The organism is Streptomyces sp. NPDC048606, assembly GCF_040650855.1.
Taxonomy (GTDB): domain Bacteria; phylum Actinomycetota; class Actinomycetes; order Streptomycetales; family Streptomycetaceae; genus Streptomyces.
The window spans coordinates 16,497-36,892 of the sequence record NZ_JBEZIB010000024.1 but is presented as its reverse complement, the minus strand read 5'-3'; the positions used below and the strand labels follow the sequence as shown (position 1 = coordinate 36,892).

At 71.6% G+C, this 20,396-nt stretch carries 21 protein-coding genes; 11 read left to right on the top strand and 10 right to left on the bottom strand.

Going from position 1 to position 20,396, the window contains the following annotated elements; genetic code table 11:
- Positions 1–596: 596 nt before the first annotated feature.
- On the top strand, positions 597–1,823 hold the full coding sequence (locus AB0D01_RS24750; RefSeq protein WP_363058765.1) for an MAB_1171c family putative transporter: 1,227 nt from the start codon (positions 597–599) through the stop codon (positions 1,821–1,823).
- A 145-nt stretch (positions 1,824–1,968) separates the two neighbouring features.
- Here the strand turns inward: AB0D01_RS24750 and AB0D01_RS24745 are convergent, their stop codons facing one another.
- Entirely contained in the window at positions 1,969–2,490 is a 522-nt protein-coding gene (locus AB0D01_RS24745) for a hypothetical protein (protein ID WP_363058764.1), read from the bottom strand.
- A 128-nt stretch (positions 2,491–2,618) separates the two neighbouring features.
- On the opposite strand from AB0D01_RS24745, the gene AB0D01_RS24740 reads away from it, so the two are divergent.
- Positions 2,619–3,098 (top strand): DUF3515 family protein, encoded by a 480-nt coding sequence (locus tag AB0D01_RS24740; protein ID WP_363058763.1) that lies wholly within the window; start codon positions 2,619–2,621, stop codon positions 3,096–3,098.
- A 130-nt stretch (positions 3,099–3,228) separates the two neighbouring features.
- On the opposite strand, the gene AB0D01_RS24735 is transcribed toward AB0D01_RS24740, so the two are convergent.
- Both AB0D01_RS24735 and AB0D01_RS24730 read right to left on the bottom strand, forming a co-directional pair.
- Positions 3,229–4,109 (bottom strand): IS5 family transposase gene (locus tag AB0D01_RS24735; protein WP_363058951.1). Its coding sequence is split into 2 segments (ribosomal slippage): positions 3,229–4,001 and positions 4,001–4,109, totalling 882 coding nucleotides; the frame shifts between segments, so codons are not numbered across the junction.
- Between the two features lie 42 nt (positions 4,110–4,151).
- A complete protein-coding gene (locus tag AB0D01_RS24730) occupies positions 4,152–4,541 on the bottom strand; it encodes a RidA family protein (RefSeq protein WP_363058761.1) in 390 nt (129 codons plus the stop codon).
- A 72-nt stretch (positions 4,542–4,613) separates the two neighbouring features.
- Here AB0D01_RS24730 and AB0D01_RS24725 point away from each other — a divergent pair, with 72 nt between their 5' ends.
- Positions 4,614–5,522 (top strand): LysR family transcriptional regulator, encoded by a 909-nt coding sequence (locus AB0D01_RS24725; RefSeq protein WP_363058759.1) that lies wholly within the window; start codon positions 4,614–4,616, stop codon positions 5,520–5,522.
- On the opposite strand, the gene AB0D01_RS24720 is transcribed toward AB0D01_RS24725, so the two are convergent.
- The 3 genes from AB0D01_RS24720 to AB0D01_RS24710 all read right to left on the bottom strand — a co-directional run bounded on the left by AB0D01_RS24720 (position 5,519) and on the right by AB0D01_RS24710 (position 6,949).
- A complete protein-coding gene (locus tag AB0D01_RS24720; RefSeq protein WP_363058757.1) occupies positions 5,519–5,974 on the bottom strand; it encodes a hypothetical protein in 456 nt (151 codons plus the stop codon). The genes AB0D01_RS24725 and AB0D01_RS24720 overlap by 4 nt on opposite strands.
- 97 nt (positions 5,975–6,071) lie before the next feature.
- Complete coding sequence (locus AB0D01_RS24715; RefSeq protein WP_363058755.1) at positions 6,072–6,521, bottom strand: hypothetical protein; 450 nt, start codon at positions 6,519–6,521, stop codon at positions 6,072–6,074.
- Positions 6,522–6,727: 206 nt separating this feature from the next.
- A complete protein-coding gene (locus AB0D01_RS24710) occupies positions 6,728–6,949 on the bottom strand; it encodes a hypothetical protein (RefSeq protein WP_363058753.1) in 222 nt (73 codons plus the stop codon).
- A gap of 172 nt (positions 6,950–7,121) precedes the next feature.
- Between AB0D01_RS24710 and AB0D01_RS24705 the strand changes: the two genes are divergently transcribed.
- Positions 7,122–8,576, top strand: a complete 1,455-nt coding sequence (locus AB0D01_RS24705; protein ID WP_363058751.1) for a hypothetical protein — start codon at positions 7,122–7,124, stop codon at positions 8,574–8,576.
- A 104-nt stretch (positions 8,577–8,680) separates the two neighbouring features.
- Here AB0D01_RS24705 and AB0D01_RS24700 read toward each other — a convergent pair whose 3' ends face one another.
- Both AB0D01_RS24700 and AB0D01_RS24695 read right to left on the bottom strand, forming a co-directional pair.
- Positions 8,681–9,433: a hypothetical protein gene (locus tag AB0D01_RS24700; RefSeq protein WP_363058749.1), complete on the bottom strand. Its 753-nt coding sequence runs from the start codon at positions 9,431–9,433 to the stop codon at positions 8,681–8,683.
- A 105-nt stretch (positions 9,434–9,538) separates the two neighbouring features.
- On the bottom strand, positions 9,539–10,171 hold the full coding sequence (locus tag AB0D01_RS24695; RefSeq protein ID WP_363058747.1) for an HAD-IA family hydrolase: 633 nt from the start codon (positions 10,169–10,171) through the stop codon (positions 9,539–9,541).
- Between the two features lie 224 nt (positions 10,172–10,395).
- Between AB0D01_RS24695 and AB0D01_RS24690 the strand changes: the two genes are divergently transcribed.
- The 5 genes from AB0D01_RS24690 to AB0D01_RS24670 all read left to right on the top strand — a co-directional run bounded on the left by AB0D01_RS24690 (position 10,396) and on the right by AB0D01_RS24670 (position 15,573).
- Positions 10,396–11,712 (top strand): hypothetical protein, encoded by a 1,317-nt coding sequence (locus AB0D01_RS24690; protein WP_363058746.1) that lies wholly within the window; start codon positions 10,396–10,398, stop codon positions 11,710–11,712.
- Between the two features lie 125 nt (positions 11,713–11,837).
- Positions 11,838–12,449, top strand: coding sequence for a GDSL-type esterase/lipase family protein (locus AB0D01_RS24685; protein ID WP_363058744.1), 612 nt, complete (start codon positions 11,838–11,840; stop codon positions 12,447–12,449).
- A 67-nt stretch (positions 12,450–12,516) separates the two neighbouring features.
- A complete protein-coding gene (locus AB0D01_RS24680) occupies positions 12,517–13,560 on the top strand; it encodes a hypothetical protein (protein ID WP_363058742.1) in 1,044 nt (347 codons plus the stop codon).
- 143 nt (positions 13,561–13,703) lie between these two features.
- Positions 13,704–15,353: a PQQ-binding-like beta-propeller repeat protein gene (locus AB0D01_RS24675; RefSeq protein WP_363058740.1), complete on the top strand. Its 1,650-nt coding sequence runs from the start codon at positions 13,704–13,706 to the stop codon at positions 15,351–15,353.
- Positions 15,354–15,399: 46 nt separating this feature from the next.
- A complete protein-coding gene (locus AB0D01_RS24670; protein WP_363058738.1) occupies positions 15,400–15,573 on the top strand; it encodes a hypothetical protein in 174 nt (57 codons plus the stop codon).
- Between the two features lie 51 nt (positions 15,574–15,624).
- On the opposite strand, the gene AB0D01_RS24665 is transcribed toward AB0D01_RS24670, so the two are convergent.
- Complete coding sequence (locus tag AB0D01_RS24665) at positions 15,625–16,077, bottom strand: barstar family protein (protein WP_363058736.1); 453 nt, start codon at positions 16,075–16,077, stop codon at positions 15,625–15,627.
- Positions 16,078–16,844: 767 nt separating this feature from the next.
- Between AB0D01_RS24665 and AB0D01_RS24660 the strand changes: the two genes are divergently transcribed.
- Positions 16,845–18,236 (top strand): Mucin-2, encoded by a 1,392-nt coding sequence (locus tag AB0D01_RS24660; protein ID WP_363058734.1) that lies wholly within the window; start codon positions 16,845–16,847, stop codon positions 18,234–18,236.
- A gap of 63 nt (positions 18,237–18,299) precedes the next feature.
- On the opposite strand, the gene AB0D01_RS24655 is transcribed toward AB0D01_RS24660, so the two are convergent.
- Positions 18,300–18,956 carry a hypothetical protein gene (locus AB0D01_RS24655; RefSeq protein WP_363058949.1) on the bottom strand — a complete coding sequence of 219 codons (657 nt, stop codon included), beginning with the start codon at positions 18,954–18,956 and terminating at the stop codon, positions 18,300–18,302.
- 208 nt (positions 18,957–19,164) lie between these two features.
- On the opposite strand from AB0D01_RS24655, the gene AB0D01_RS24650 reads away from it, so the two are divergent.
- On the top strand, positions 19,165–20,373 hold the full coding sequence (locus tag AB0D01_RS24650) for a cytochrome P450 (RefSeq protein WP_363058732.1): 1,209 nt from the start codon (positions 19,165–19,167) through the stop codon (positions 20,371–20,373).
- Positions 20,374–20,396: the final 23 nt, after the last annotated feature.

Genomic DNA, 20,396 nt, shown 5'->3' with positions numbered 1-20,396 from the left:
TGGCGGCCTGTGAACTCTGTGCGCACAACATGCAACGATCGTTTCATTGCATCAACGATCGTTTCGTGATCTAGTGGCGGCGCGAGTCGTCCCCTGACAAGAGGACCGACCGAACCCTGTCTTTCCCGCACGTTCGGTCGGAGGGCGGCCATGCGCGATGCCTACGGACGAGTACGGGACGCGCATCGGGACGCGTACGGGACGCGCACGCGACCCGTGCGGGACGCGTACGGGCACCTCGCCGAAGTCGGCCCCGAGGTGGACGGGATACTGTCCCCGATGGGCGTCGGGCGGGAACGCGCGCGCGCCCCCGGCAGCCACGGATCTGGCTCGCTGCCTCGGCGTTCCCGTCGGCGTCCGCGCCGACACGGCGGTCGAGGCCCTCGCCCGGGTGCTGAGGACGGAAGTCATCCCCACCCGAGGTCTGCCTCCGTCGAGGCCGCCGTCGGGGAACGCGAAGCCCGGCGCGGGCGTCCGGGAATCGAGAATCGGCATGGGGGAATTGGGGAATTCATGAGGAAGAGACGAATGAGCACGCCCGCCGGCGGGGCGTGCGAACCGATCGCCTTCGGCCCGAGCCGGGGGAGCCTCGGAGCGTGAGCGGGTCGGACTACTACATCCCCTCGGCCGTCCTCCTCCTGGCCCTGCTCGTGAAGTCGCCGTCCCTGTGGCGCAGCCGGCACGACCCCATGTCACGCGCCATCTTCGTGATCCTCGTGACGACGGCCGCCGGCTTCGGCTTCGGGGCACCCCCCACGGTCCAGCGCGTCAACAGCCTCACGGGCATCACCAACGTCTCGGCACCCCTCGTCTACTCCATCCTCAGCGTCTTCGCGTGCGCGTCGCTGGTACTGCTCATCAACTGGCGCGGCGGACCAGAAGCCGTCATCCGACGCCACACCCGCCTGTGGATGGCGGCCACTGCCGCCGCCATCACCGCCTTCGCCGTCCTCTTCTCCCTCAGCGACGTCCCCGACGAACGCCCGAGGGACCTCGACACGTACTACGCGAACACCCCGTTCATCCGGGAGATGATCGTCCTCTACCTGGCCTCCCACACCACGATCAGCATCGTGGTCATCACCAAGTGCCTGCGCTGGACGCGCGAGCTGGCGGCGGGATGGACCCGGCGCGGCCTGCTGTTCCTGGTGACGGGCTACGCCTTCACCCTGGTCTTCGCGCTCCTCAAGGCCCTCGCGGTCGCCGCCCGCTGGGCCGGGACGGACTCCTGGGACGCGTTGAGCACCGACATCGCCCCGCCGTTCACGGCGTCGGGGGCGGGCCTGATCACCCTCGGGTTCCTGCTCCCCGTCATCGGACCCGGGCTGGACTCCACCCGGCAGGCGTGGCGGTCCTACCGGGCGATGGAGCCGCTGTGGCGGGCCCTCGAACCGTGGAGCGGCATCGGCAAGCCCCTGCGGATCTCGATGTGGTCGACGTTCGAACTGCGGGCCGTCCTCCGGGCCACCGAGATCTCCGACCGCCTGGTCAACCTCACCCCCTCCCTGACCGCGGAGCACCGCGCGACGGGCGAGCGGTACGCCGCACGGCAGGGGTTGACGGACGAGGACTCTCTGATCGCGGTGGAGGCGGCCACCATCCACGCGGCCCTGGCCGGCGTGAGCCCCGCGCGCCTGCACGGCACGGTCGACCCGGCGGCGCCGGCGTGGGACGGCGATGCGGCGTCGCCCATCCGGGTCTCGGGCATCGACGGACTCACCGAACTCAGCCTGCGCTTCGCCCGCATCCGCCCCGCGGACCTCGCCGCCGCCACGGCCGCGCCGGTCGCACCGGTCGCGCCGGCCGCGCCGGAAGGCACGTAGGCACACGGCCGCGCGTCCCCGCCCCGGCCGCCCGCACCCTCGCGCCCGGGGCGTGACGCCGACGGCGCCCCGTGCCCGTCCGTCGCGGGCACGGCATGCGGACGGGGCGCCGCGCGAGATCGCCCTCGCGAACCCCGGGCCCGCCTCACTCACTCGGCGCCACGTTCCATACCTCGGGCAGCGCCCCGTCGCAGAAGACGCAGACGAAGTACTCCTCCCGCACGATGTTGAGCTCCCCGCAGGCCGGGCAGCGACGGAACACCACCGCGTGCGTGAAGCCGGGCGGGTGCTCGATCGCCGCAGCGCCCAGGGCATCGGCGACGGCCGGCCACGAGTCGACGTCCGGGCAGTACCCGGTGGACTGGTTGCTGACCTCCTCCACCACCCACCGCCCGGCCTCCTCGCGCAGGCTCATCTCCCCGGCGGCCAGGACCGCCGCGCCACCGGCACACACCACGTGCTCGCTCCGACGCGGCGCGCACCGCAACACCCCGGCGGCGTCGACGACGTAGGTGAACGGCTCCACCGCCTCCGCGGCCCCGAGCACCGAAGCCCACTCCCGCAGATCCGCCGCCGAACGGATGCTCCGCCCCACCCGTCCCGGCCGCACCAGACCGAACAACGCACCCGGCCCCACGTACCGGTAACTCCGCCCCCGAATGCTCACGCGGGCCAGCCTAAAGCCACCGGAGCGTGCCACCGGTGTGATCATCGGCAGTGAAGTACCGGCGGCCGTTCCATGCCTCGTGGAGCGGCCTGGTCGGCGCGAAGAACCTCGAAGGGTGGGGCAGGGGAATGGCTCGCAGGCGCATTATCGCGGTGTCCGCGGTGACGGCTCTCGTCATTGGCGGTGGCGGAGTCGCGTACTCCCTTGACGACTACCGGGTGCGGGAGGGGCCGTTCGCGCGGAGTGCACCGTGCGCCGCGATGGTCCCACGGCTCCCCGAGGACCTGCTCGGACGGGCACGTGACTCCGTGGGAGGGGCCGGAGTGGTGGGTTGGGGAGACGGAAGCGTCGTGCTGCGCTGCGGAGTACAGCCCCTCGCCCCCACCACCGACACCTGCGTGAACGTGAACGGCTTCGACTGGGTCCTCAACGACGAGGAGGCGGAACGGAAGGGCGTGTGGGTCTTCACGACCTACGGGCGCGTCCCCGCCGTGGAGGTCTCCTTCAAGGGCTCCCAGCTCGCCGGTGACGTGCTGGTGAAGATCAACGACAGCGTGCGCGAGATTCCCCCAACGTCAAGGTGCCTGTCCCTGGAGGACACCCCGTAGCGGGTGGCTTGTGGGCTGGGGCGCCGGCCGGGCGGTTCGAGGATTCGGTACTCCAGCCGTTTGCCCGGTCGCCACAGCCCGTCGGACTGTGGCCTGCCGTCGCACGTGTGTCTAGGGCCTGTCCGGCGGATCATGGTCGAAGCCATAAGCGGATCGTGGCGAGGGTGACGGTGCCGTGGAAGACGTAGGCACGCTTGTCATAGCGCGTGGCCACGGCGCGGAAGTTCTTGAGCGAGTTGATCGTGCGTTCGACTTCGTTGCGACGCTTGTAGATCGCCTTGTCGAAGCCGACGGGTCGGCCGCCCCTGCGTCCGCGCCGTTGCCGGTTGGCCCGCTGGCTGCGCGGTTCGGCAATGGTGTGCTTGATCTGGCGTCGGCGGAGGTATCGGCGGTTGCGGCGGGAGCTGTACGCCTTGTCTCCGCTGAGGTGGTCGGGGCGCGTGCGGGGGCGGCCGGTGGTGAGCCGGGGGACGCTCAGACGTTCCAGCACCGGGATGACCTGTGGGGCGTCGCCCCACTGTCCCGGGGTGATCAGGAATGCCAAGGGACGGCGTCCGCCCTCGCCGGCCAGATGAATCTTGCTTGTCAGGCCGCCCCGTGAACGTCCCAGTCCCTCGTCGGGCCGATGTTGCGCAGGGACGGCCCGCCGTCCTGGGATGTGCGGGGGAGTCGTGCATGCGCCAGCCGCGTGCTGATGGGCCCGGCAGCAAGTGGAATCGATGCCGACCATGCTCCAGTCGATCCGGCCTTCGGCATCGGCGTGGGCCAGGAGCAAGCGCAAGACTTTGTCCCAAGTGCCGTCTGCCGACCAGCGTCGGTGACGTTCGTAGGCGGTCTTCCACGGCCCGTATTGCGAAGGCACGTCGCGCCAAGGCACGCCGGTGCGCAGACGGAAGAGGATTCGTTGATCACTGTGCGGTGGTCACTCCACCGTCCGCCCCGTCGTCCATCGCCGGGTAGTAGTGGCGCTAGGCGTGCCCACTCGGCATGCGTCAAATCGCCCCGCCCGATCTCGGGCACCATGCCCCCGTTCCCCGAGATCGGATGGGACGGTTACGCGGTGATCCGCCGGGCGTACGCCTCGATCTCGATCTTCATGCGGGGATCGGCGAGGCCGCACATGAGCATGGTGGCGGCGGGCCGGACCTCGCCGAAGGCACGACGCAGCGTCGGCCAGCAGGGCTCGAAGTCGGCCCGGTCGGGCAGAAGATAGCGCACCCGTACTACGTCGGCGAAGGTGCACTTGGCCTCGGCCAGGGCGGCCTCGATATTGCGCAGGCACTGCTCGGCCTGCTCCACCACATCCTCGGAGATCGTCATGGTGGTGTAGTCGAATCCGGTCGTCCCGGACACATGAACCCAGTCGCCGTCGACGACCGCGCGGGCATAGCCGATCTGCTCCTCGAACGTCGAGCCGCTGAGAATGGAACGTCGCTCTGTCATGCGCCGAACGCTAAGCGACCAGCGGTGATACGTCTAATACGCATTTTGATGCAGAGTGATATCTCTAAGCGTATGAACCGTCCTGAACTTCCCCTGCCGCAGCTGCACGCCTTCGTCGTGCTCGCCGAGGAACTCCACTTCGGTCGCGCCGCTGCTCGCTTGGGTATTGCCCAACCACCGCTGAGCCAGCAGATCCGCCGTCTGGAGGACAAGGTCGGATACGCACTGTTCAGTCGCGAACCTGGGCACATCAGCCTCACCGCAGCAGGCCGAGAACTCCTCCCCGCCGCCCGGCTCGCCCTCACTCACCTCGCACAGGGCCTGACCGCAGCCCGCCAAGTCGGCAGCGGCAAGGCCGGCCGCCTGAGGATCGGCTTCGCTGCCTCCCTCGCTCTCACGGTCCTCCCCAGCTTGCTGCGAACCTTCCGGGAACGGTTTCCCGCAGTGGATCTAGACATCCAGGAGATGACCACCATGCCGCAACTGGCCGCCCTGCGCGAACGGACGATCGACATCGGCCTGTTGCGAGAGCCGCCTGCCCATGACACGGAACTCGGGTTCGAGACCGTACTGACCGAACCTTTCGTGGCCGTCCTGCCCGTCTCACATCCCCTCGCGGCCCAACGAGCCGTCCAGGTCGATCAGTTGGCAAACCATCCCTTCGTGCTGCTGCCGCGTGCCGTCGGCCCGCCGCTGTACGACCAGATCGCAGATCTGTGCAGCGCGGCGGGTTTCACCCCCCAAGTAACCCAACACGCTGTGGAATGGCAGACCGTCTGCGCCCTGGTGGGCGCCGGCCTCGGCGTATCACTGGCCCCGGAGAGCATCCGCCGGATCCGCCTCAAAGGCGTCGCCTTCCGCAGGATCGAGCCCGACACCATGCACACACGAGTCGCTGTCGCGTGGCGCAAGAACGACCCAAACCCCCTGGTCCCCAGCATCTTGGCCGCACTAAACCAAGATCCGGCGGACAGGCCTTAGCGTTGGCTACTGCTGCTCTGGCACCGCCTGCGTGCGGCGTTCATCTCGTGGATCTGCATGGATACGCGGGCGTTCTCGTCGTCTCCGGCGGTGTAGCCGGCCAGCTCGTCGAGGGACACCGATCGGCCGTCCTTCAGCTTGATCACCGGCATGGCAGAGGTCAAGAGGACACCGCCTCGTACCTCGCACGTGATGTCCTCTATCGCTTCCCAAGGAAACTGCTTCCAGGCGAGGATGCCCGCATAGCCGACCCCCCTGCTGTCGACCCATGTCCTACACAGCGGTGCGCGGAACACCATCCATAACCCGGGTATCACGAACAGGCATACAGTCACCGGCTCTTTGCTCCACAGCCCTCCGGCGACGCAGGCGTAGCCGACCAACAGGCAGGCGAGTCCCAGCCCGCCGACGAGGATGTTCCACGCGCTACGGAACGTCATCTTTCCCTGCATCAAAGGTTCCCATCGTCGTCACCGAACATCAGCGGGTCCTGACACGGGGCCGCAGCCTCATGGACTGCGGTCCCGTTGTTTTTGATTGGCTGATCGACTAACCGTTTCTTTTCTGGTACAGACTGTGAGCTGCGTTCATCTCATGGACATGGATGGTCACTCGCATGTTCTCGTTGTCCCCAGTGGTGTAGCCGGCCAGCCCGTCGAGTGACACCGACTCGCCGCTCTTGAGCTTCAGGACCGGCATGGCAGAGGACATGAAGGTGCCGCTGCGAAACTCGCAGGTGACTTCCTCAATGGCGGCCCATGGAATCCGCTTCCAGGTGAGGATCCCCAAGTATCTGACTCCTGAGGCGTCGACCCATGCCACACACAATGCCGCCCTGATCGACACCCACAGGCCGGCGAAGAGGCACACGGTGATGGTGAAGGGGGCCTCGCTCCACGGCATTCGGGAAGCGGTGGCGTAACCAACGAACAGCGTGAGAAGTCCGATCCCGCACAGGAAAACATTCCATGGGCTGCGGAACGTGTTCTTCCCTTTCAATTCTTGATCCCTTCGGAGTCCGGATGGATCGTTGGGTAGGGTCTAATTTTCCCGGGTGCGACCCCACTCAGTGTATGGAGCGGGCGCTATGCGTGACGGGCTTTCTGATAGTCGGCCGCTACAAGTGCCAGGGCAACCCCGACGTGTTCCTCGACGGCCGGTGGGGCCCTTCCACGTGGCCGGGCTCGCGAGGCCCGCGTCCCTCGTCAGCGGGTCAGGAGGGGTCGATCTGCCGGATCAGGCGGTCGGCGACCGTCTTGGGTTCCTTCGCGCTCCTCGGTGACCAGAGGCAGCGACAGGATCGGGACGAGCGCGGCGGCCACCGCGAGACAGCCGACGACGCGGTGCTCGCAGGCGCGGAAGCCGATGATCCGGTCGAGGGCCAGGGCGATCAGGATGCCGAAGACGGGGGCGCACACCATCGTCACCCGGCTCTCGATCTCGCTCGGTGGGTGCGTCAGGGGCCGGCCGGAAGGTGACGTACTGCGAAAAATCTTCTGGACGGGGGCGGCTACGCTGAACCATATTCAAAGATGATGTTGACAGGCCCCAGGGGATGCGCGCTGTGCGTGCAGGGGCTGACGAGGGGGAACCGAAGAGATGAAGCTCAAGATCCAGCGCATCGCCGTCGTGGCCGCCGCGGCCGTGGTCGGACCGACCGTGCTGATGACCACTCCCGCCATGGCTGACGAGGTGCAGAACCCGGCCGTGACCACGCCGGACACCGCACCCAAGGAAGACGCGGCCCCGGCGGCCGGCCAGGACGCGCAGGCACCGAAGGAGCAGGCGAAGCCCGAGGCCGGCAAGGGCCAGACCGGGCAGGCGAAGCCGGACGCACCCAAGACCGACGCTCCCAAGACCACCGAGGCGGCCAAGGACCAGGCCAAGCCCGGGGCCGGCGCGGCCAAGGACCAGAAGGCCGCGAAGGCCCCGACGACGACGCTGACCGGGCTTCCCGGTGCGTTCAAGGCGGGCGCCGACTGGCGCGAGTTCTCGCTCCACGTGGACAACTCCGGCCGCCCCGCGGCCAACGACTACTCGCTCGAACTGGTCCTGTGGACCCTCGACACCTTCGGCTGGGAGGCGGGCGACATCCAGGCGGAGGTCTACGCCCCCAACGCCGCAGGCACCTGGGGCTGGCACAAGGTCGAGGCGTACGGCTCGGAAGAGGTCTACAGCTTCTCCGTCGCCGACGTCGACATCGAGGCCGACGAGGTCTTCGACCTCAAGCTCCGCATGAAGTTCGCCCAGGACACGCCCACCAGCCGCTTCTCGCTGAGCACGACCGCCCAGGGCGGCTCCGCCGACCGCGTCCGGTACGAGTCCAAGGTGACGCCCGCGAAGGAGACCGCGCAGCTCGGCCCCAAGGTGGAGCTGAAGGGCGTACCGAAGACCGGGTTCACCGCCGACGGTACGTGGAAGCCGCTCACCCTGAGCGTCGACAACACCGGCAAGGGCGCGTACGACCGGTACAACTTCGAGATGTTCTTCGGCAACCCCGCGAACAAGCTCAAGGCCAAGCACCTCCAGGTCGAGGTGTGGGACGGCAAGAACTGGGTCGCCGGGAAGCCGCTCGACCTGGACACCGCGGGCATCGAGTTCGAGCGCGCCATCGCCAGGAACGCGAAGCTCGACATCCAGCTGCGCGTCAAGGTCGCGCCGGACGCCCCGCAGGGCAAGGCCTTCTTCGTCGTCGACGCGGGCTACGACTCCGACATCATGTCGCCGCTGATCTTCAGCTACACCTCGATCGAGGCCCCGGGCAACCACACCGGTGGCGGCGGTCAGACGGACGGGGGTCAGACCGGTGGGGGCCAGACCGGCGGCAACACCGGCAACCAGCCCAAGCCTGACGGCGGTACGACCACCACGCCGATCGTCAACCCGGGCACCGGAACCACCGGAACGGGCACCACCACCGGCGGCGGCCAGCTCGCCACCACCGGTTCCGACCCGGCCACCACCTGGGCCCTCGGCGGCGCCGGCGTGGCCCTCGCCATGGGCGCCGCGCTCGTGGCGGGCACCGGCAAGCGTCGCCGCCGCACCACCGCCTGAGCCGCACCGACCCAACCCCCGAAGCCGCCGGCGCGACCCCGCCGGCGGCTTCGGCGGCACGGCTCCCGGCACGGCTCCGCGCACGTCGCGGCGTACGCGCCGGCTCAGAGGTCGCCGCCCTCCACGCTGAAGCCGCCGCGCCGCCGCGCACGTTCCAGGTAGGTGATCCACGTGATCCAGTCACCGGTCCCGATGCCCACCGGGTAAACCTGGAGGTCCTCCCCCTCCTCCGCGTCCTCGACCTTCCCCACCGTGGCGATGGCGGCCATCACCTCGTCGTCCGAGCGCAGGCGGTACGCGGCCAGCGCGGCGGCGATCTCCTCCGGGGTGACGAAGTACTCGCCGACGCCGTACTGGAGTTTGTGCTCCGGTATGCCGCGGACGTCCTGCGGACTCCAGAGGCGGTGCGCCTCGACGCTCTCGTCGTGCGCGGCCCGGGCCGCGGCCAGGCCTTCGGGGTTCTCCGCCTTCATCGCGTCCTGTTCCGGACCGAACCACAGGTAGGACGGCTGCTTCGGGTAGGGCGGTCGCTCGTAGTCGGTCATGATCATGCCCAGCCGGTGCATCACCGTCACGTGGTACGACATCGCCGTGATGCGGATGTGAAGATTCGTCAGGTCCGTCGCCGTCGACGCCCAGTACGCCCGGTGGACCTTGCGGTCCGCGGCGAGGTAGCCGGGAATCGTCTCCGCCCGGTGCTGACGTATGTTGGCGGCCGTGCTGTGGCGATCGTAGGGCGGTCCGGGGGGAAGCGCGTCGCGTTCGTCGCAGGCCTCGTTGAACGCCATGGTGGCCGCCTCGTGCGCGGCTTCTTCCTCGGGCGTCATCGGCTGACTGATCTTCATGCTGAAAAACACGGAACCTCCTCGACGACGGGCGAGCCGCCCCCCACCGCAACCCGAATCGAATCTACGAACGACCCCCCGGCCCGAGCAACCCCGCCACCCGTCGCCCGTGGCGGCTCAGTGGCCGTCGGACAGCGGCACGCCCAGGAGCGCTTCGAGCCGGGCGACGGTCTTCTGCGGCTGCCGGGCGTGGACTCCGGTGAATCCGAGTGCCTCTGCGGTCGTCACGTACTCCTCCGTGTCATCGACGAAGACGCACTGCTCGGCGGACAACCCCATCGACTTGAGCACGAGCCGGAAGATGTCCGGGTCCGGCTTGCGCATCCCGTGGAGCTCGGAGATGACCACGTGGGAGTAGAGGAGGTCCAGGTCGTAGCCGTCGTACAGGTTCCAGGGGGAGAGCCCCACGCTGTTCGACAGGATCCCGACCGTGATCCCGGCCCGCCGCGCGGCGGCGGCCGCGTCGATCACGGCCCGCTCGGGCCGGAGGTCCGCGAAGATCCGCCCCATCAGGTTGTCCGGAGCGACACCCAGCTTGGGCGCGGCGGCCGCGTTCCATTCCGTCTGGGTGATCCCGCCGCGCTCCAGCTCGTGGGTGAGCCGGACGCTCTCCGCGTCCAGGTACAGGGCGTTGACGCAGGCGCCCTGCGGCAGCCCCTCCCGCTCCTCGAAACCGAGCACCGCGGGCAGCAGCGGCGTGGTGAGCACCCCTCCGAAGTCGAGGACGAGGCCGGTGAGGTGAGAAGTCATGCGGAAACTCCAGCAGTGGTGGCGACCGGGGGAGATGTGTACGTCACGCGCCGAGCTCGGCGCGCGGTCGTCCGGACGCGGTCGTCTCCGTCCGGAGGGCAGGCGGTCCGCCCCTGTGCGGGGCCGATGTGTGGGCCGATGTGTGGGGCCGCGGCCCAAGGTACCAGCGGCCCGTTGTCGGTGTCCCGATGCATGATCGACCGTGACGGAAGGGGGCGGGGACCGTGGTGCGCAGACCGGTCATGGGCGAGGTGAGGATCGAGTACGGCCAGATCCACGTCTGGAGCGACCCGGCGAGCGGGTCCCCCGATCTGACCGAGGCGTTGGCGGGTCAGGGCACGGGCCTGTGCGGGGCGGCGGTCGCGGGCACGCTCTGGCTGAACACCGGCCTGCACACGGGCCGCGTCGGCTTCGTCGTGGAGGTCCTGGACGAGGAGCCCGCCCTCGACCCCGTCTGGGAGGACGTGGTCGAGGTGTCCTTCCGCCCGGGACCACTGTCCACCACCCTCGCGGAGTGGGGCGGCGGGGACACGTGGGAGCTGGGCCTGCCCCCGGTCGACACTGGGTGCGGTACAGCGCCCGGGGCATGGACGCGGCGCGGGAGCGCGCGATCAGGCTGTCCGGAGAGCCGCGGCTCGACGACTACCTCCTGCAGTTCTGGCCCGCGCCGCCCGCCCCGGACCGACTGCTCCGCCCAGACGTCCCGCGCCGCCGCGTACTGGCACCGCGTCGCACGCGAACTTCCCCCGCCACCGACGCCCGAGCAGCGCGCCGAGACGGAACGCCTGGCCCGGGAGGCGTACGAGCGGGCCGTCGAGGAGGAGCGGGCGCACCACGAGCGGTGGGCCTGGGGCGGACGGCCGCCGAGCGAAGCGCTGCGGGGGATCGGGGGCAACGTGGCCCGCCTGCTCCCCTTCGACAGCGACCTGGTGCACGCCCTGGGTGCCGAAGACCCCGATACGCAGCGGGCGGTGGCCGTCCTGGCGGCCCGCAGGGCCTGCGAGGCGGCGGGCCTCGACGGCCTCGCCTGGGTCGACGTCGCGCTCACGGCGGTGACGGAGGGGCGACGCCCGCTGCCGCCGCCGTTCCACGAGGAGGCCCGGCTGTGGGAGGCGGTGTACGCCGACTCCGGGTTGCCGGACAGGTGGGTGGTCGAGGCGGTGCCTCCCGAACGACCGCCCTACGTATGGCCACCGCTTCCCGCGGCTCCGCCCGGGCCGACGGACGCCCGGCAGCGGCGTAGCCGGCTCGGCAGGGGGCTGCGAGGGTTGATACCGCCGGACCCGTCCGACGACGAGGTACCGGTGATGACGGTCGACGTGGGGTACCGGGTCGCGGCGCAGGCCCGGCGTACTCTCCAGGCACGCGCATGGACCTCCCAGATGCACGCGGCCCTCCCCACGGTGCTCGCGGCGGCCGAGGCCGACCCGTTGAAGGCGGCGCTGGAGGCCGTGTGGCACGCGGTGAACACGTACGGCGAGCACCACCGGACCCTGCTCGACGAGGTCCGCGCGCTGTGCGTCGCGCGGCGGACCACGTGACGGCGCCGGGACGGGAAGAGGACCGTGCCGCGCCGGCGTTATGTTTCCGATCTCAAGCAGGACAGCAGGACCCCGGGCATCGGCAGCCGCCGGAGCCCCTCACGACCGCACCGGAGCGAAACGACATGATCCGCCTCTCCACCGCACCCATGACGTGGGTGGCCGCCGGCGACAGCATCACCCAGGCCGTACTGCACACCCACGGAGCGCGCGGCTGGGTGGAACACCTCCAGGAGCGGGTCAGGTGGCAGCTGGACCGGCTGACCGACATCGTCGTCAACACCGGTGTCTCCGGCTGGCGCGCCGTCGACGTGCTCGGCTCCTACGACCACCTCATCGGACGCTTCGCACCCGACGTCCTGTCCATATCCCTCGGCACCAACGACGCCCGCGCCGGCCTGGACGGGCTGCCGGAGTTCCACGACGCCATGCGCGAGCTCATCGCCCGCACGGGCGAGGACACCCAGATCGTCCTGCACACCCCGGTGCTGGTCAGCATCGCCGGCCGCGAGGCCCGCGGCACGCTCCCGGCGTACGCCCAGGCCGTACGGGACATCGCGAAGGAGACCGGAGCACTGCTCGTGGACCACGAGGCCTACTGGAACGAGCACTTCGACGGCGCCGACCCGATCTCCTGGCTCGACGACCCGGCCCACCCCAACGCCGTCGGCCACCTCAAGATGGCCGAGCACACGCTCCGCGTCCTGGGCCTGGGAGCCCTCGAACCGCGCACCTGACCGGGCGGGGCGGGGGCGCGGCGGTTTCTCACAACCTTCTTAGAAGTGCTTCGTAGCCTCGCCGTTCATGACGATCCGACGACTGTCCGCCATGATCGGTGTCCTCCTGGCCACGCCCTTCGCGCACCTCGGCGCGGCGCCGCCGGCCGCAGCCGCGCCGGCCCCCGCCCCCGCCGTCCGGCACGCGGCCCCCGCTCCCGCTCCCGCTTCCGCGCCGGCTCCCGCGAACTACCTCTACTCCTCCATCGGGGACTTCGACACCGAGGTCAAGCCCCTCCTCGACCGGCCCGACATCGCGGGAGCGCAGGTCGTCGTGCCCTGGAAGGCCCTGGAACCGCGGAAGGACCAGTACGACTTCTCCGCCGTCGAGGACGCCCTGAGCCAGGTCCGGGCGCGGGGGAAGAAGCTGTTCGTCCAGGTCCAGGACCGGTTCTTCAGCGCCCCCACGCGCCTCCCGAACTACCTGCTCACCGACCCCCGGTACGCCGGCGGCGCGGCGGCCACCACCAACGAGAACGGGCTGGGAGCCGGTGAACCCGGCGCCGTCGCCGCCCAGTGGAACCCCGAGGTGCGCGCGCGGTTCCAGAGCCTGCTCAAGGCCCTCGCCGATCGCTTCGACGGCCGTCTGGCGGGCGTGAACCTGCCCGAGACCGCCACCCAGGTCGACCTGACCAAGGACCACAGCGGATACACCGACGCGTCCTACTTCGAAGCGGAACTCGACAACATGCGCTACGGAGCCCAGGTCTTCAAGCGGACGAAGTTCATCCAGTACGTGAACTTCTGGCCCGGCGAGTGGAACAACGACCACGGCTACATGGAGAAGACCTTCGAGTTCGCCGCGACCCACGGCATCGGTCTGGGCGGCCCCGACGTCCTGCCGAACCGGCCGGCGCAGATGGAGAACTCCTACCCCTTCTTCGCCCGCTACCGGGACCGCCTCCCCCTCGTCGCCATGGCCGTGCAGGAACCCGACTTCGAGTACACCAACCCCGCGACGGGCAAGCCCTACACCAAGAAGGAGTTCGTCGACTTCGGCGGCGGCACCCTGGGCGCCGACGTGATGTTCTGGGCGACCGGCGCACCCTGGCTCCACCGGCCCGCGTCCTGACGAACCCCCACCGGCCGCAGGCCGCGCACCGCGGACCCGAAACGCGTTGGTACGCCTCCTCCCCGGCCGGGATCATGGACCGGCACCGTGCCGCACCCTGTCGCACCGTGCCGCGCCGTGCCGCGCTCCCGGGAGGAACCCGTATGACCCCTGTGCCCACCGTCCGACGCGTGCTCGGGGACGGCCCCTTCGCCGAGATCGGAGAACCCGCAAGGGCGGTGGTGGACGGGCGTTCGCGGACCGTCGCCGTGGGCGGGGACCTCGGGTACGTCCAGTGGAGCGGCAGCGGCACCGCCGACTCCCGGTGGACGGGGTACCGGATCGGCGTCTACGAGCGGGACGGGCTGCGCTGCCGGCACCTGGTGCGGTCCCGGTACCCCGTCCGCTGCCTCGCCTTCCACCCCGCCCTGCCCCTGCTGGCCGTCGGCACCGGCCGGTACGACGGCGGCTACGCCTTCGAGGGCGAGCTGCTGCTGATCGACCTCGACTCGGGTGCGGTCGTCTCCGCGCTGGAGCACCCCCGGGAGGTCCTCGACGTGCGGTGGCGCGACGCGTCGGCACTCCGCCTGGTCCTGGCCCCGTACGACGACCACGAGAACCCGCGCGCCGCCGAGCAGGGGCACACCGTCGTCGTGGACCGGGCGGACTGGAGCGCCGTCGGGCCGAGGGGGGTCGGTGCCCGGGAACTGCGCGCCCCCGCGCACCCGTTCGTCCGGGCCGACCACGGCGCGCCGGCCCGCCGCACCCTCGCGGACCTCGCGACCGGGGCCGGCGGTCCGCCGTGGTCGCCGCGCCGACGGGTGTGGGCCGTCGAGGGCATGCGGGACGGGCGCGTACTGGCCGCCCTGGACGGGGTCCTGGCGGAGGCGTGGCTGCCGTCGGGGGAGCGGTGCTGGGCGGTGGAGGACGAGGAGGGCGGCCGACAGCTGGTGCCGGCGTCCGACGGCGCCTCGGTGTGGACCAACGCCGAACGCCTCGGGCGCCGCAAGGGGCGGCACTGGGAGACCTCCCCGACCCGGCTGGCCCGGATCGCCGTCGACACGGGGCGGGTGCTGGAGACGCTGAGTCCGGGCGTGTTCACGGTACTGGTCCCGGGCGACCGCCGCCGTACGATCCTCCGGCCGTCGGGCGGCCGCCGCAAACAGCCCGCGGCGCTGCTGATGTTCGACCTCGAAGGCCCGGAGAGCGGATCGGGAGACGGCCCGGCGGCGGACTGCCCGGTGGACGGCCCGGACGTCGGAGGCTTCGACCTGTTCAACCACCCCTTCCCGGTCCGCCGCGCGAGCCGGCCGTACGTCCTGGTCGGCACCGACCCGGACGCCCCGCACCGCGACAAGTGGGTCACCGCCGTGGCCGCCGACGGGACGCTGCGCCGACTCTTCCCGCACTCCTGGGTACCGCAGGAGCACCACTTCGGCGGCCCCGCGGCCGAGATCGGACCGTCCCTGGTCTACGCCGGCGCCGTCCACCACGGCCACGGACTCCAGCCCGGCGGCGCCTACGTCGTACGCCGCTCCCTGGACGGCGAGGTGCGCTGGCAGCACCGCACCGACCACCCCGCCACCGCCCTCGACACCGACGGCGAGACGGTCTACGTCGCCTACAACACCGGCGCCCTGACCGCCCTCGACGCCGACGACGGCTCGGTGCGATGGCACACCGACCTGAAGGTCGACGGGACGCCGACCACCGCACTGTCCCTGGCCGTCGCCCCCGCGGGACACCTGCTCGTCGGCACCGTGGACGGCCGGATCCTGGTGATGTCCGAAGCACCCCTGGGGGCGGGCCACTGAGCGGACCTACAGTGGGCATCCGCGTCCATCACGGGAGGGCAAGCAGATGTCGACTCCGAGCAGGACGACCGCACGCGCCGCCGCCGTTGCCGCGCTCCTGGCCGTTCTCACCTTCGCCGCAACCTTCACGACGGCCACCGCCGCCACGCAGGAGCGCGCGGCCGGAACCTCGTCGACGGCCACGGGCTGGTCGCCGGACTACCCGCTCTCCGAGAACTGAGCCCGGCGGACCCGCCGGGGCAGGCACCGGGCGACCGGACCTCCCGGAGCCTCACCTCAAGGTGACGTGGATCCCGCGCTCGGTCAGGACCTCCAGGACCAGGGCGAACAGGTCGTGGTGGTCGCCGTCCGGTGTGAGGAGGTGGGACAGGTGCGCGCGGGCGGTGGCGGCGTCGTGCCAGATCAGTTCCGCCGGGCGGGTGAGGCCGAAGCCGCCGCGCAGGCAGTCGACCAGGGCGTCGACGCAGCCGCCGAAGTAGCCGCCCGGGCCGTTCACCGCCTCGCCGAGCGCCAGCCACAGGCCCGGTTCGTCGGTGACGTACCGCCCGTCGAGCTCGTGGACCCGCCCGGCCGGCCGGGCCGGGTACGCGAGGGCGCAGCCACGGTCGCGGACGAGGCCGAGCCAGGTGTCGCGCCCGTGCGCGTCGACGTCGGCCCACGCGTTGCGGGCGCGCGGTGGCCCGGTGAGCCTGCGCTCCCAGATCGGTCGGGCACGGCCGGGCACGGGGTGCGCGGGGAGGGCCGGTGACGAGCTCCAGGTCGATCAGGTCCGGCCCGAGCGCCGACGGGCCCCACGCACGGACCCGGGGTCGCAACAACACCTCGGTCAGCGCCTCGCCGGTGTCGTCCCGTACCTCCAGCCAGGCCTCGTCCAGGTCCAGGGCCCGCCGACCGCCCGTCGCCAGGGCCCGACGCAGCCGCTCACCGGGTGCCAGGCCCCGCAGGACGAGCGGCGGCGAGGGCCGCTCGTCCGGCAGGACGCGGGCGAACTCCCGGCAGGAGCCCAGCCAGTGGTACCCGTCGTGCACGCGGACCGGACCGCGGTGGCCCTCCGGCGGGCCGAGGTGGTCGTCGGTGCCGGTGAGCACGAGGGAGTCCCGGCGCGGGTGCGGGCCGCGCGGGCTGTGCGGGCCGGGCGCCCGCGCGTCGTCGAGGAGCCAGGGGTCGAGGGCGCCGTCCTCCGGTACCAGCCACACCCGGTGGTCGAAGCGGCCCGGTGCGTCGGCTCGTTCCGGCTCCCAACCGAGCAGCTCGTACGTCGCCCGCCCGAAGTCGCCGAACAGGCCCTCCGCCTCGGAGCACGTGCCCCAGAGGTGGTCGTCCTCCGTACTGGTCAGCGCGTACCGTTCCCGCCCACCCGGGTTCGTACCGCCCGTACCTTCCGTCACACGGGCCATGATGCCCGGGCCCGGGCATGGGCGATCATGGTGTCTGCCCGTACACCGGGGAGGCACGAGATACGAGCCACGAGCCACGGGGATCGGAGAAGCGATGGTCGCGTTCCACGCATCCGCACTCGACGGGGTCGCCCGCAACCCCGCGCTGCCCACCCCGCTGCTCCTGCGCCTGCTGGCCTTCGAGGGAGACGGGTACGGCCCGCCCCGGCAGGCCGTCCAGCGGGCCGGACTGCCCGAAGAGGCCGTCGCGCTGATCCTGGCCCATCCGGTCCGCAACGCCCGCACACACCTCGCGATGAGCACCGGTGCCGACCCCGAGCAGCGGGCCCGACTCGTCGACGACCCGTCCCCCAAGGTGCGGGCCGCCCTCGCGTTCGGATCCGAGGACCACACGCCGCGTACGACCGTCCAGCCGCTCGCGGACGCCGTGTGCGCCCGCCTGCTCGACGACCCCGACGCCTTCGTACGCGAGGCCCTGCTGGACTCGCCCCACCTGGCACCGTCGTTCACGACCGCGCTGGCGACGCACCACGATCCGGCCGCACGCCTCAGGGCGGTGCGTGACTGGGAGGCCCTGGCGCAGGGCGACCGGTCGGCCCTGGCCGCCGACCCGGACCCCGACGTACGACGGGCCGCCGCGCTGTGGGCGTGCCGACACGACGCACACCTCACCGCCGAACTCCTCCACGACCCGCAGGCCGCCCCCGAAGCACTGCGCCACGGGCTCCTCCGCCGCGCCGACGCCGAACGGTGCCTCGCCGAGCGGACGCACCTCGCCGCCCTCGCCGAGAACCCCTCGCTCCCCGCCGACCTCGTGGAACGGCTCGCGGTCGACCCCGACGAGGACGTACGCCTCGCGGTCTCCGTCCGGCCCGAGCTGGACGAGGCGCGCCGCATGGCGATCGACTTCACGGTGGGGGACCTCGCGAGGGGGGACGTCGCGTGGGTGCGGGACGGGCGCGCCGACCCCGACGTGCTGCGCCGGGCCGCGACCTCCGCCCACCCGCTGCTGCGGCGCGCGGTCGCCCGGAGCCCCCACCTGCCGCCGGACCTGCTGCGCACGCTGGTCCGCGTCGAGGACCCCGTGGTGGAGGCCCACCTGGGCATCCACCACCCGGACCCGTCGGAGGAGGTCCTGATGCGCGTGTACGCGCGGCTCGGCGGGACGTTCTCGGCCTGGATGGCGGAAACCCACCCCCGCTTCCGGCGCGAGGGGCTCGCCGCGCGCTACGCGGACCACCCGGACGGTCACTTCCGCCGGCTGGCCGTACGGGACCCGGCCGCCACCCCCGCGCTGATCGAAAGCCTCAGCCACGACCCGACGGTCCGGACGCGGCAGGAGGCGGCCCGCGATCCGCGGCTCCCGCTGCCCAGGCTCCGCGAGGCCCTCGCCGTCCCCGAACTGGCGTCCAGCGCGGGTGCCAACCCCGCGCTGCCGGAGGCGGAGATGACCGCGGTCCTGGACCGGGCGGGCGTCCCCGCCTGACCGGGGCCGCCTGACCGGGGGCCCTGCGGCCTGCGGGCGTACGGGCGCACGGGCGTACGGCTCTCAGGCGCCGTCCGGGCCCCGGCCCCCGCCGACGAGGTGGATCCGTTCGCGCAGTTCCGCTTCGGCCCAGTCCAGACCGGCCCGCAGGTCGAACCAGACGCGGTCCTTGCGCCCGTCGGGCCGGTCGAGACCGACGGCCACCCAGGTGAACACCCCCTGGAGGATCTCCCGCCTGCGTCCGGGACTGACCACGGACAACGCGAACGGCACGGCGATGCCCGCCCGGGTGACGAGCACGGTGTTCGCGCCGTCCGTCCCCCGGCGGGCCCCCGTGAGGTAGCGCGGAACCTCCGGCACCTTGAACCACTCCAGTACCGCGTCGGGAACCTGCTCCCGCAGGATCCCCTCGATGGACTCGCGCACAGCGACGGCGGGCCGCTCACCGAGCCACCCCAGCCAGTGATCCGGATCCGTCAGCCTCGCGAAGTCGTCCTGGGGCGGACCGTAGTTCGGGTTCTCCACGAACTCACCGGTCAGCTTCCCGTCCGCACCGACCCGCCAGACCCCCTGGACGGCTTCCCCCGGGACGAAGCCGTTGGGGTCACTGACCAGGTCACGGTCGATCACCGCGACCGAACCGCCCGGGTTCGCGGCCGCCTCGGCGACCAACTCGGGCGGCGGCGACGACGGAACACGCCGCCGCTCCTCATCCGACATCTTCCCCACGCGTCCACCCCTCGTCCGATCCGCACGGGCAGGCCGGCGCGCCACCCGTCCGCACCATGCTCACACGCCCGCCACCGGCGGCCCGAGCGCATTTCCGGCCCCGTGGCAACACCTGCCGTCCCGCCGGCACACCCCGACAACTCCCGCCCGCACGAAGCCCGGTGGCCGTCTGGTCGTGCCCACGACCTAGGGTGGCCCCATGGATCTTCAGGGCGAACTGGTCGAGCACCCCCACTCCGTCTACGAGCGGCTGCGCCACTCCGCACCCGTTCGCCGCATCGCCGGGACCGACGGGCTGCCGGCGTGGCTGGTCACCCGCTACGACGACGTGCGCGCCGCCCTCGCCGACCCCCGGCTGTCCCTGGACAAGAGGAACGCCGCCGAGGGCGGTTACCGCGGCCTCGCCCTGCCGCCCGCCCTCGACGCGAACCTGCTCAACATGGACCCCCCGGACCACACCCGCATCCGCAAGCTCGTCGGCCGGGCCTTCACCCCGCGCCGCGTCGAACAGCTCCGCACCCCCATCCGCGCCACCGCGGACCGCCTCCTCGACGCCCTCGGCACGGCCGGGACCGCCGACCTGGTCGCCGGTTACGCGGGCCCGCTGCCGATCATCGTCATCTGCGACCTGCTCGGCATCCCCGAGGACCGCCGCCCCGACTTCCGCTCCTGGACCGACGCCCTCGTCGCACCGGACCCCGAACGACCCGCCGCCGCCAAGGAGGCGGTGGTCGCGATGCTCGGCTTCTTCACCGAACTCCTGGCGCACAAGCGCGCGCGGCCCGCCGACGACCTGCTGTCCGACCTGATCGCCGTACGGGACGGGGACGGGGACAGGGACGGCGGAGGGGACGGGGAGGGGGACCGCCTCGGCGAGGACGAGCTGATGTCCCTCGCCTTCCTCATCCTCTTCGCCGGGTACGAGAACACCGTCCAGCTCATCGGCAACGCCCTCCACACCCTGCTCGAACACCCCGAACAGCTGGAGCTGCTCCGCAAGGACCCCTCGCTCCTCCCCGCCGCCGTCGAGGAACTCACGCGCTACGAAGGCCCCGTCCTCCTTGCGATCCGCCGCTTCCCGACCGAGGACGTCACGATCGCCGGCGTCACGATCCCGGCGGGGGAGACGGTCCTGCTGTCCCCGGCCGCGGCCAACCGGGACCCGGCGCGCTTCTCCCGACCCGACGTCCTCGACTTCGACCGCGACACCGCCGGCCACGTCGCCCTCGGCCACGGCATCCACTACTGCCTCGGCGCCGCCCTGGCCCGCGCCGAAACCGAGATCGCCCTCGCCGCCCTCCTGGAGCGCTTTCCCACCCTCGAACCCGCGGGCCCCGCCCCCACCTGGCGCCGTTCCCTGCGCGCCCGCGGCCTGACCTCGCTCCCGGTCCGCTACGACACCCACTGACGGCCGCGCCCGCCCCCGGCCGC